Here is a 12,099-nt window from a genome sequence, read left to right on the forward strand (position 1 = left end):
TTCGATTACAAAATGATCTCTGAGGAGGCAACAATCATGGCTGGTGTACGTTTAGAGCATATTTTCAAAAAATACCCGGGTTCTGATAAAGCAACAGTAGTTGATATTAACCTGGACATTAAAGATAAAGAGTTTCTGGTACTGGTAGGTCCGTCCGGTTGTGGTAAATCAACAACACTGCGTATGATCGCAGGCCTTGAGGAAATTTCTGAAGGTAAACTCTATATCGGTGACCGTGTCGTTAATGATGTTGCTCCTAAAGACCGCGATATCGCGATGGTGTTCCAATCCTATGCCTTGTATCCGCATATGAGCGTATACCAAAACATGGCGTTTGGTCTGAAATTGCGTAAAGTGAAAAAAGATGAGATCGACAAACGTGTACGTGAAGCAGCTAAAATCCTGGATATCGAGCATTTGCTTGAGCGTAAACCTAAGGCACTGTCCGGTGGTCAACGTCAGCGTGTCGCTCTGGGACGTGCGATCGTCCGTGATCCACAAGTCTTCTTGATGGATGAGCCTCTCTCCAACTTGGATGCCAAACTGCGTGGTCAAATGCGTGCTGAGATCACTAAACTTGCGAAACGTTTGGAAACAACTGTTATCTACGTAACGCATGACCAAATCGAAGCAATGACAATGGGTGATCGAATCGTTGTTATGAAGGATGGTATCATCCAACAAGCAGCTTCTCCGGAAGAGCTTTACAACCACCCTGCTAACCTGTTCGTAGCTGGTTTCATCGGATCCCCGACAATGAACTTTATCTCGGGTAAATTGGCTGAGCAAGGTGCTAGCCTGCATTTCGTAGCTCCTGGTGTGGACGTTGAAATCCCACAAGGTAAAGCACAAGTGCTGAAATCAAGAGGATACATTGGTAAAGAAGTGATTCTGGGTGTTCGTCCAGAAGACATTCACGAAGAGCCAGTATTCCTGGAAGCATCCCCGAACTCTGTATTCTCTACACACGTAGATGTAACAGAGAATCTGGGTCACGAAATGCTCCTCTACTTGAGCGGTGTAGGTAACGACACTACAATCGCACGTGTAGACGGACGTTCCAACACTCGTGATGGTTCCACAGTTAAAATGGCAATTGACATGAACAAAGTTCATATCTTTGACAAAGAGACTGAAGTAAACGTTCTTCTTCAAGACTAATAGTACTGAGATTCATCGGTAACGATGGAATCTATCAGTTAACGCAATTATACATTGTAATCTGAGCCCCTTCCGTTATTGCTGGAAGGGGCTTTTTTGATTAATGGGCGGTCATGGTTCACGATTGCATTCAACACTGAATTCATTTAAGATTATTTGAAGGCTGGTTTTGTTTTGTAAAATCTGTAACCTGAAACAAACAAAATGAATGCGCTAATAATGGAATGGAATTGACGCAAAAATGCTGATGTACATAGAGAGGCAGCGAATGCTGAAAGGAAGAGACAAATGGCGAAAAAAGTGAAAGTATCTGAATTGGTACAGCAGTTCCAGCTTGAGGTCGTTTCCGGATCTCAAGGTTTGAAGAGAGTCATTACTGTAGACGACTTAAACCGTCCTGGCCTCGAAATGGCCGGTTATTTTGAATACCATCCACAAGAACGGGTACAGCTGCTTGGGAGAACAGAGCTGGCCTTTTTTTCCATGTTGCCTGAGGCCGAGCGTCGTGATCGGATGCAGCGCCTATGCACGGAAGAAACACCTTGTATCTTGGTGACTCGTGGACTGGAAGTACCACAGGAACTAATCGAAATCAGTGAGGAGCAGAATCTGGCCGTGCTTCGCAGCAACATGGCTACAACCATTTTATCGAGCCGTATTACCGGATTCCTAGAGCGTAAGCTTGCGCCAACGGCAACGATTCATGGCGTACTGTGTGATGTGAATGGAGTCGGTATGCTAATCACGGGCAGTAGTGGTATTGGTAAGAGTGAAACGGCACTTGAATTGGTGAAGCGTGGACACCGTTTGATTGCGGATGATGCAGTTGAAATCCGGCAAACATCAGACTTCCAGCTGCACGGAACAGCACCAGAGCTCATCCGTCACCTACTTGAGATTCGGGGAGTTGGGATTATCAATGTGATGACATTATTTGGTGCAGGGGCTGTGCGTAATAATAAACGGATCACCCTGGTAGTGCGTCTAGAGGCTTGGCAGCAGGATAAGCAGTATGATCGCCTCGGTCTGGATGAGGAGACAACACGTATCATCGATACAGATGTACCTCTGGTAACCATTCCTGTTCGTCCGGGACGGAACTTGGCTGTAATTATTGAAGTTGCGGCGATGAACTATCGTCTTAAGCAAATGGGACTTAACGCTGCGCTGCAATTTACGAACAAACTGACAGCAACGATCTCTGAAGATATGGAAGACATGGACTAAGAAGAGAAGGCTCTATTATATAATTAAAGGCCAATTGTTGATGTGTTCTACTTCTGTATAGAGTGTTGGACATGCAGCAATTGGTCATGCTTGTGAATGAGTCAATTTATAGGAGTGTGAATGAATGGATACATTATTACTGTTGAACCCGATAGCGTTCTCCATCGGAGCGTTAAAGGTTCACTGGTACGGGCTTATTCTCGGTACAGCGGCACTTGTAGGTTTGCTGCTCGTCATCCGGGAAGGCAAACGGTATAACATTCCGCAGGAAGTGTTTATGGACATGGTTCTGCTTGGTGTACCTTCTGCCATTATCGGTGCCCGCATATACTACGTGGCATTTCGATGGGACGATTATAAGGATAATTTCTGGGATGTCTTTAAAATATGGAATGGTGGTATCGCCATATATGGCGCACTGATTGGTGCAATCATATGTGCAGTCATTTTCTTCCGTCGTAAAGGGTATAATTTCTGGCGTATGGCCGACATCTGTGCACCTGGATTGATTGTTGGACAAATGATCGGACGCTGGGGTAACTTTGTAAACCAAGAGGCTTATGGCGGTCCCGTAGAAGAATCATTTTTGAGAGACAAGCTTCATTTGCCAGACTTTATCGTTAATCAGATGAACGTGGAAGGTGTATTCCATCATCCTGCATTTTTGTATGAATCGATGTGGAGTCTTGTTGGTTTGGTCATCTTGCTGGTGCTTCGTCGTCAGAAGTTTCTGCGTGCTGGTGAACTGTTTATGTCCTATTTTATCTGGTACTCGATCGGTCGATTCTTTATCGAAGCGCTGCGTACTGACAGTCTGGGATTCCAGGCTCCTCAATGGGTTGCCTCCATGGTTAATGGGTTATGGTCACCGATGACAGCTATGGGATTTGAGCAAGGATATCTTGATCCAGCCTATGGTAACGTAAGAATTTCGCAGCTGCTGGCTATTGGAATCATTATTGTTGCGATAGTCTTCATCGTTGTGAGAAGAATGACAGGCAAGGCAGATGTACGGTATAGCGATCCAATTGTATCTTCCAAAGTCCCTTCAGAATCATCGGATGATATGGTGCACACAGGCCCGGTTGCAGGCAAAGAGGACAATGTAACTCCAGTCTCGACCAAAGAGGATCTGAAGCAAGCTGAAGAGAAAAAGGAGTAATGCAACATGATTGACACGGTTTTGTTTGATCTGGATGGAACGATTATTGATACGAATGAACTAATTATCAACTCTTTCCTTCATGTGATGGAGGATTTGCAGTTATCTCCCCCTTGGACACGCGAACAGATCATTCCTCATATGGGGGGAACACTGGAGAATCAGATGCGTACGTTCTCTGGCAAAGAGGATGTTGCGGAGTATGTCAAAGGATATCGGGCTTACAACGACGTTCATCATGAGGCGATGGTTCAGCCGTTTCCTCACGTGATTGAGGTTGTTGAAGCTCTTCATGAGGCGGGAATCGTGATGGGTGTTGTCACGACGAAGATTCGCCCATCTACGCTTAAGGTGCTGGAGCGTTTCGACCTGTTGAAGTATATGAAATCAATTGTGACGGTTACCGATGTAACCCATCCCAAACCGCATGCTGAACCGGTCCTGAAGGCGATCGAAGAGTTGGGTGCAGATCCTTCCAAAACATTAATGGTGGGTGACAGCCCAGTCGATATTCAATCGGCACAGAACGCGGGTGCGCTTGCGGCAGGCGTAGCCTGGTCCCTTAAGGGAGAGGCCGTATTGAGCGGCTATAACCCGGATTACATTTTGCACGACATGAAGGACTTGCTCAAGCTGATTGAAACGGAACGTTCATGAGAAAAGTAACCCGCTATCCCGTAGAAGGCCATAACGCACTTTGGCATATCTATAAGACAGTGAGTCCGTGGAAAGGCGTGCGTAACTTTATCTGGATTCAGTTGTCACGGTACTGCCCGATTCTATCGGTCAAGAACTGGATCTATCGTCGCATGCTTGGCATGAAGGTGGGTAAACATACGGCATTTGGGTTGATGGTGATGGTGGATGTGTTCTTTCCGGAGAAAATTACGGTAGGTGAAAATTCCGTGATTGGTTACAACACTACGATCCTGGCTCATGAGTATCTTATTAAAGAGTACAGACTCGGTGAGGTGATTATCGGGGAAAATGTACTGATCGGTGCTAATTCAACCATCCTGCCGGGTGTAACCATCGGAGATGGTGCGGTTGTAGCCGCAGGCGCAGTTGTCCATAAGGATGTAGCTCCAGGGGCTTTTGTTGGAGGGAATCCACTTCGTGATCTGTCTCGCTCGAGTGCTTCAACGGAGGAGATTGTCATAAAGACCGATGAGTAATGATTTTGGGAGACGGCTTACGGATCCATCTGCAAAAGATCATTACAAAGAATACAAGGACGAAAATTAACCTGAATTGATTCAGTCACGGGAAGAGCATTAAGACGAACGGACTGAAATAAGGAAGCTGCTGATGGCAGCTTTTTTCGTATACACATAATTAGATTAAAGATCTAAATAGAGGATGTAGTACAAGCACCCAAAAGGGGTTGTATTGTTGACGATGGATGGTCATTCATGTTATCATATCCCATATCCTTTAGTTTGTTAGCACTTTACCATGTTAAAGAAAATGATGAAAGTTGAATATAATTAAGCATAAATGAACACGTACTAAACGTTTTCTGAAGGCTGCCTGGCAGCAACAATAAGAATTCAGGTTACAAGATAGAATGGGGATTTACACTACATAAATCCTGTTGAAATAGAACGTCTACCAATCTTAAATTACTGACTCGGGGTGAATAATACCAATGTCCAAACCAAAAGGCTTTGAAAAACCGACAGGTTTTCGTGACTATACACCACATGTGGTGACCAAGCTGCGAACCATTGAGCGGAATGTACTGGAATGCATGGAACGCTGGGGTTACCGTCAAATCATTACGCCAACGATTGAATACTACGATACCGTTGGGGTAGCGAGTTCCACTTCGGATCGCAAGCTGTTTAAATTATTAAACAGTCGCGGGACTACGCTCGTACTAAGATCAGATCTGACAGCTCCGATAGCACGGGTGGTCTCTTCTCTATTAAAGGATGAGGAGCTTCCTCTGCGTCTGTCCTATCATGCAAATGTGTTTCGTTCCATTGAAGAGGAAGCAGGACGTGAGGCAGAATTTTTCCAAACAGGTGTAGAGCTTGTCGGTGATGATTCGCCAGAGGCGGATGCAGAAGTTGTAGCCCTTGCGATCGCTTCTTTGCAGGCAGCCGGTGTATCTTCCTTTAAAATTGCGATGGGTCATATGGGATTTCTGAACGGGTTACTGGAAGAAGTCATTCCGGGTCAAACGGTACAACAGGAGCAGTTGAAAGAAGGATTGCTGGGCCGTGATTATGTCGGCTATCGCCAATCCATTGAAGCATTGAATCTGGAGCCGAAACTGAAGGAGCAGCTTGAAGCCATTTTGCGTCTGCGTGGCGGTAAAGAAGTATGTACACACGCAGCAGAGCTGAGTTCAAGCACTGAAGCAGCACAGTCCATTGCGCATCTGTGTGCTGTATTCGAAGTGTTGGAAGCGTACGGTGTGTCTGAGCATGTGTTGATTGATCTGACGATGATTGGTGATTTCTCCTATTATACAGGCATGACGTTTGAAGGGTATGCGGCAGAGCTCGGATCCCCGGTATGCAGTGGCGGACGATATGATAATCTGTTACAGCAGTTTGGCCGTTCATTACCAGCTACAGGGTTTGCACTCAAAACAAATCGGATTATCGATGGTGTTCATGGAATTACGATGGAAGAGAAGAAGCCTGTACTTATTCAATATACATCTGAATGTCGGGCTGAGGCTCTAACGGAGGCGGCGAGACTACGCAGCATCGGTCAAAATGTAGTAACATACCTCCTTCCTAAAGATGGGGCAGAGGCGCTAACTGGCAACAAGCCAATCCAGGCTGAGCAGATTATCACGTACGGACATGAAAATGGAGGAGGACGCTGAGATGTCGGATATTTTGAAGGTAGCCATGCCAAAGGGCCGAATCTATAAGAAAGCCTCCAAACTGTTCCGTGAAGCAGGGCTTGATATTCCGGTAGACGTGGACGATACGCGTAAGCTGGTCATCGAAGTACCGGAAGCTGGGATGGAATTCATCATGGCGAAGCCCGTAGACGTGCCAACGTATGTGGAGTATGGAGTAGCGGATATTGGCATAGTGGGTAAAGACGTTCTGCTTGAGGAAAATCGGGACGTTTACGAATTGTTGAACTTGGGAATCGCACAGTGCCGCATGTCTGTTATTGGACTACCGGACTGGACGCCTGGCATTCAGCAGCGGGTGGCAACAAAGTACCCGAGGATTGCGTCCCAGTATTTCCGCGAGCAAGGACAGCAGGTGGAAGTTATCAAACTGAATGGCTCCATCGAACTGGCGCCGTTGATCGGGCTGGCTGATCGAATCGTCGATCTGGTGGAGACTGGTCAGACGTTACGTGAGAATGGACTCGTTGAGATGACGGGCATTCTGGATATCACAAGTCGCCTTATTGCCAATCGGGTAAGCTATCGGATGAAGAACGCACGGATTCAAGCATTATGTGATGCACTCCAGCAGGTCATTCCAGCCTCGAATGAGGTATTCGCAGGAATTTTTCGAGGATAAATGAAGTATGTAAGATGGAACGTAAATCACTAATCGATGATTGATCATATAGCATGAACGGATATTAGTCGCATCACAGGCACTACAGGGATAGGGAGGATGTACGCATGAAAATTGTACCTGCACGGGAATTTGATCTGAAGCGCGAAGTGGAATACGGTACACCGGAGCAAAATGAAACGGTACGGCGCATTGTCAGTGACATTCGCCGGGAAGGAGACTCGGCACTGCTGCGTTACACAGAGCAGCTGGATCGCACGAAGCTGACGGCTGCGGAGCTTCGCGTGCCACAGGAAGAACTGCAGGCAGCATATGCAGCTGTGGAGCCTTCCTTCGTGACGGCGATCCGTCAGGCCGCCGCTAACATTCGTGCGTTTCATGAGAAGCAGAAACGCAACTCATGGATGGATTGGCAGCCGGACGGCAGTCTGCTGGGCCAGGTAATCCGGCCGCTGAAGCGGGTCGGCGTTTATGTACCTGGCGGCAAAGCAGCGTACCCTTCGTCTGTGCTGATGAACGTGATTCCGGCACAGGTGGCTGGCGTGCCGGAGATTGTTTTGGTGACGCCGCCGTCAACGAACGGCGGCGAAGGCATTAACCCGTACATTCTCGTGGCTGCTGCGGAAGCAGGCGTGAGCGAGATGTACCGGGTTGGCGGCGCTCAAGCGATCGCCGCCCTTGCTTACGGCACGGAGAGCATTGCCCCGGTCGACAAGATCTGTGGACCGGGCAATATTTACGTGGCGCTCGCGAAGCGCGAGGTGTACGGCGCAGTCGATATCGATAGTATCGCCGGGCCGAGTGAGATTGTGGTGCTCGCCGATGATACGGCGAATCCGGTGTATGTCGCCGCCGACCTGTTGTCGCAGGCGGAGCATGACGAGATGGCATCGGCCATTCTCGTCACAACCTCGGCCGTGCTGGCGGAAGCCGTGCAGGCCGAAGTGCGGCAGCAGCTAGAAGCGCTGCCGCGGCGTGATATCGCTGCTGCTTCCGTGGAGCAGTATGGCGCGATTATTGTGGTCGATTCCATCGATGAGGGAATCGATGTAGTGAACCGGCTCGCACCGGAGCATCTGGAGATCATGGTGCAGGAGCCCATGGCATACGCTGGCCGGATCGAGAATGCCGGAGCGATCTTCCTCGGCCCGTATAGTTCGGAGCCGGTAGGCGATTATTTTGCGGGACCGAATCACATTATTCCGACAAATGGAACGGCCCGCTTCAGTTCACCTGTGGACGTGGATGATTTTATCAAAAAATCGAGTTTGATCTATTACAGCAAGGAAGCATTGCTCCAAAATGGAGCGGCTATTATAGAGCTGGCCCGGCATGAAGGGCTTGAAGGACACGCCCGTGCGATCGCTGTACGGTTAGAACAGGAAGGAAAGGCGGAATCGGATAATGGATAAGCAGGATAATGGTTTGGACCTTCAGAACAAGGGTGCTGTACGTCAGGCAGAGGTAGACCGCAAAACAAATGAAACGAACATTCAGCTTTCTTTTGCCGTAGATGGCACTGGGCAATCCGAGATTGAAACGGACGTACCTTTCCTGAATCATATGCTCGATCTGTTCACAAAGCATGGACAATTCGATCTGAACGTACAGGCGCGTGGTGATGTTGATATTGATGACCACCACACGGTGGAGGATATCGGGATCTGTCTGGGACAGACTCTTCGCGAAGCATTGGGTGACAAGAGGGGCATCAAACGTTATGCGAGTGTATTTGTGCCGATGGATGAGGCTCTCGCTCAGGTAGTCATCGATGTCAGCAACCGTCCTCATTTTGAGTACCGTGCACAATACCCGTCTCAGCAAGTGGGCAGCTTCTCAACCGAGCTGGTACATGAGTTTCTGTGGAAACTGGCGCTGGAAGCACGCATTACATTGCACGTTATCGTGCACTACGGACAAAATACGCATCACATGATCGAGGCAATCTTCAAAGCACTGGGGCGTGCATTGGATGAGGCAACAACGATTGATCCGCGTGTAACGGGTGTGCCTTCCACGAAGGGAGTGCTGTAGACATGGCGATTGCAATTGTCGATTACGGTATGGGGAACCTGCACAGCGTCGGCAAAGCGGTCGAACGTCTTGGCTACGAAGCGCTGGTCACAGGTGACCGGGATGCGATTCTTGGTGCAGATGGTGTGATTCTGCCAGGTGTAGGTGCATTTGGCGATGCCATGGTGCACTTGCGAGAGAGTGGATTGGACGCTGTGGTGAAGGAAGCAGCAGCTGGATCAACGCCGCTGCTCGGCATCTGTCTGGGCATGCAGCTGTTGTTCAGCTCAAGCGAGGAGCATGGCGAGCATGAAGGATTGAATATTTTGCCGGGTAAAGTCGTGCGATTCGCACCGGGAGATTTAAAGGTTCCGCATATGGGCTGGAATCGATTGCAGTTCCTGCACCCGGAAAATCCACTATTCGCGGGGCTTGAGGCAAGTCATGTCTATTTTGTCCATTCATATCATGCACGTATGGACGTAGAGAGCGATCTATTGGCAGTGACCGATTACGGACATCCGGTTACAGCGATTGTTGGCAGAGGCTCCAATTTCGGTATGCAGTTCCACCCGGAGAAGAGCGGAGAACTGGGTATCAAGCTGCTTGGAAACTTCCTGGCATTGACTGGACGACCTAAGGCGTAACCATAATTCGGGATCCTATATTTTTTTAATTTCATCCTTATAAAATAATACGTAGCTAAACTAGAGCACAAATATGAATATATTCAGGAGGCCTTGTATGTCATCTTTTATCATATATCCGGCAATTGATATCCGGGACGGCAAATGTGTAAGACTGGTGCAGGGAGATTACAATCAGGAGACGGTATATAACGATGACCCGGTTCAAGTTGCTCTTTCCTGGGAGAAGCAAGGTGGTACATACGTTCATCTGGTGGATCTGGACGGTGCAAAAGCAGGTCATCCGGTGAATGATGAGCTGATTGGGCGTATTGCTTCGGCCGTGAACGTGCCTGTTCAGGTCGGTGGGGGTCTTCGTACAGTGGCTGATGTAGAACGTTTGCTGGGTCTCGGTGTGAGTCGCCTTATTATCGGGACAGCTGCGATTGAGGATCGTGCTTTTACAGAAGAAGTACTGGGACGGTATGGAGATAAAGTAGCTATTGGTATCGATGCACGCAACGGCTATGTGGCGACACGAGGTTGGCTTGAGACATCGGAAGTTCAGGCTGAGGTACTCGCGAAAGAGCTGGCGGCATTCGGTGCCGAAACCTTCATCTTCACAGATATCTCCCGAGATGGCATGATGCAGGGCCCTAACGTAGAAGCGATCGTGTCTCTTGCGAAGGCGAGTGGCCGTACGGTGATTGCTTCCGGTGGAGTTAGTGTTATGGACGATTTGCTTCGCTTAAGCAAGCATGCGGAAGATGGTATCGGAGGAGCAATCGTGGGCAAAGCGCTGTATACTGGCAGTATTGATCTGTCCGAAGCGGTGGGAGCGGTTAATAAATAATAGCGGTACTATATAAGCTTAAATAAACATTTGCAGATAACGATCATCAGGAGAGAGGAAGAGGAGCATGCTGGCAAAAAGAATCATTCCTTGTCTGGACGTGAAAGACGGCCGGGTTGTCAAAGGCGTTAACTTCGTCAATCTCCGCGATGCGGGTGATCCGGTGGAGCTGGCGGCGCTGTATGACCGCGAGGGTGCGGACGAACTAGTGTTTCTCGATATCTCCGCTTCGGTGGAAGGCCGCGAAACGATGGAAGAAGTGGTGCGGCAAACCGCAGGCGAGATCGCCATTCCTTTTACCGTAGGTGGAGGGATCTCCAAGGTGGAAGACATGAAGCGTATTCTGCGTGCAGGAGCGGACAAGATTGCGGTAAATACGGCAGCTGTGCTTAATCCACAGCTGATTGCAGATGGAGCACGCCGCTTTGGCTCCCAGTGTATCGTGGTTGCAATAGACGCCAAGTATAATGAGGCTTGGGGCGAATGGGAAGTGTATACGCATGGTGGACGTAAACCTTCAGGAATTAAGGCGCTGGACTGGGTTAAACAGGCGGAGATCTTAGGCGCTGGCGAAATTCTGCTGACAAGCATGGACGCGGACGGAACGAAGGATGGGTTCGATCTGAAACTGACAGCAGCGGTATCCGAATCGGTACGTATTCCGGTTATCGCCTCGGGTGGTGCGGGGAAGGAATCCCATTTCTATGATGTGTTCACGACAGGCAAAGCGGATGCAGGACTAGCGGCAACGATATTCCATTACAAAGAAATCGCCGTTCCGGCGTTAAAACAACATTTGAGAGAGCAAGGGGTGGAGATCCGTGACTAAAGGAAGCAATGAAATCAAGGAGCAGCTGTCCTTGGAAGAGGTTGTGGAACACATTCGTTGGAGCGACGGATTGGTGCCTGCCATCGTGCAGGATGCAGAAACTCGTCAAGTTCTGATGATGGCTTATATGAATCGGGAATCGCTGAAGTTGTCGCTGGAATCCGGTGAAACGTGGTTTTGGTCACGCTCGCGTCAAGAGCTGTGGCACAAGGGCGCAACTTCAGGCAACGTACAGACGATTACTTCATTGAAATACGATTGTGATGGTGACACCTTGCTGGTTGAAGTGAAGCCGAACGGGCCTGCTTGCCACACCGGAGCGGTGACTTGTTTCCATAATGAAATCGTGGGTTTGCCAGAGAAATCCGCAGACCAGACTTCAGGCGATTCTAGTGCAACTACTGCAAGTGCTAGCTCCGAAAGTCGTTTTGAAGTACTAGCTGAACTGGAATCGGTCATTGCAGAGCGCGAACGTGAGCGTCCGGAAGGTGCATATACGACGTACCTGTTCGATAAAGGAGTTGACAAAATTTTGAAAAAAATCGGTGAAGAAGCGTCCGAGACGATTATTGCCGCCAAAAATAAAGACAATGACGAGCTTCGCCTTGAGGTCAGTGACCTAATGTACCACTTGCTCGTTCTGTTGCAAGAGCGCAAGCTGCCGCTGGATGACATCATGTCAGAGCTGAGCCGTCGCCACGAGCGGCCTCGCCGCGATTAGGAGG

13 protein-coding genes are annotated in these 12,099 nt (G+C 48.8%); all 13 read left to right on the top strand.

Annotated features, from left to right (window positions below):
• The first annotated feature begins 36 nt into the window (after positions 1-36).
• The 13 genes from RS891_RS00735 (at position 37) to hisIE (ending at position 12,095) form a co-directional block, all read left to right on the top strand.
• Complete coding sequence (locus RS891_RS00735; protein ID WP_113054201.1) at positions 37-1,161, top strand: ABC transporter ATP-binding protein; 1,125 nt, start codon at positions 37-39, stop codon at positions 1,159-1,161.
• Positions 1,162-1,449: 288 nt separating this feature from the next.
• Positions 1,450-2,388 (top strand): HPr(Ser) kinase/phosphatase, encoded by a 939-nt coding sequence (hprK, locus tag RS891_RS00740; protein ID WP_113054202.1) that lies wholly within the window; start codon positions 1,450-1,452, stop codon positions 2,386-2,388.
• A gap of 124 nt (positions 2,389-2,512) precedes the next feature.
• The gene (gene lgt / locus RS891_RS00745) at positions 2,513-3,550 is read left to right on the top strand and encodes a prolipoprotein diacylglyceryl transferase (RefSeq protein WP_113054203.1); all 1,038 of its coding nucleotides are present in this window, start codon (positions 2,513-2,515) and stop codon (positions 3,548-3,550) included.
• A gap of 6 nt (positions 3,551-3,556) precedes the next feature.
• A complete protein-coding gene (gene ppaX, locus RS891_RS00750; protein WP_315794166.1) occupies positions 3,557-4,207 on the top strand; it encodes a pyrophosphatase PpaX in 651 nt (216 codons plus the stop codon).
• Positions 4,204-4,725 carry an acyltransferase gene (locus RS891_RS00755; protein ID WP_113054204.1) on the top strand — a complete coding sequence of 174 codons (522 nt, stop codon included), beginning with the start codon at positions 4,204-4,206 and terminating at the stop codon, positions 4,723-4,725. The genes ppaX and RS891_RS00755 overlap by 4 nt, the downstream gene beginning before the upstream one ends.
• A 473-nt stretch (positions 4,726-5,198) precedes the next feature.
• On the top strand, positions 5,199-6,392 hold the full coding sequence (locus RS891_RS00760) for an ATP phosphoribosyltransferase regulatory subunit (RefSeq protein ID WP_315794167.1): 1,194 nt from the start codon (positions 5,199-5,201) through the stop codon (positions 6,390-6,392).
• 1 nt (position 6,393) lies between these two features.
• Positions 6,394-7,053 carry an ATP phosphoribosyltransferase gene (gene hisG, locus RS891_RS00765; RefSeq protein ID WP_315794168.1) on the top strand — a complete coding sequence of 220 codons (660 nt, stop codon included), beginning with the start codon at positions 6,394-6,396 and terminating at the stop codon, positions 7,051-7,053.
• 107 nt (positions 7,054-7,160) lie between these two features.
• Positions 7,161-8,465 carry a histidinol dehydrogenase gene (hisD, locus tag RS891_RS00770; protein WP_113054207.1) on the top strand — a complete coding sequence of 435 codons (1,305 nt, stop codon included), beginning with the start codon at positions 7,161-7,163 and terminating at the stop codon, positions 8,463-8,465.
• A complete protein-coding gene (hisB, locus tag RS891_RS00775) occupies positions 8,458-9,087 on the top strand; it encodes an imidazoleglycerol-phosphate dehydratase HisB (protein WP_091002072.1) in 630 nt (209 codons plus the stop codon). The genes hisD and hisB overlap by 8 nt, the downstream gene beginning before the upstream one ends.
• 2 nt (positions 9,088-9,089) lie before the next feature.
• Positions 9,090-9,713, top strand: a complete 624-nt coding sequence (hisH, locus tag RS891_RS00780) for an imidazole glycerol phosphate synthase subunit HisH (protein WP_315794169.1) — start codon at positions 9,090-9,092, stop codon at positions 9,711-9,713.
• 97 nt (positions 9,714-9,810) lie between these two features.
• Positions 9,811-10,545 (top strand): 1-(5-phosphoribosyl)-5-[(5-phosphoribosylamino)methylideneamino]imidazole-4-carboxamide isomerase, encoded by a 735-nt coding sequence (hisA, locus tag RS891_RS00785; RefSeq protein WP_315794170.1) that lies wholly within the window; start codon positions 9,811-9,813, stop codon positions 10,543-10,545.
• A 67-nt stretch (positions 10,546-10,612) separates the two neighbouring features.
• Entirely contained in the window at positions 10,613-11,374 is a 762-nt protein-coding gene (hisF, locus tag RS891_RS00790; RefSeq protein ID WP_113054210.1) for an imidazole glycerol phosphate synthase subunit HisF, read from the top strand.
• Entirely contained in the window at positions 11,367-12,095 is a 729-nt protein-coding gene (hisIE, locus tag RS891_RS00795; RefSeq protein WP_113054211.1) for a bifunctional phosphoribosyl-AMP cyclohydrolase/phosphoribosyl-ATP diphosphatase HisIE, read from the top strand. Before hisF ends, hisIE begins: the two co-directional genes overlap by 8 nt.
• Positions 12,096-12,099: the final 4 nt, after the last annotated feature.

The sequence above is a fragment of the Paenibacillus sp. BIC5C1 genome (assembly GCF_032399705.1).
GTDB lineage: Bacteria > Bacillota > Bacilli > Paenibacillales > Paenibacillaceae > Paenibacillus > Paenibacillus taichungensis_A.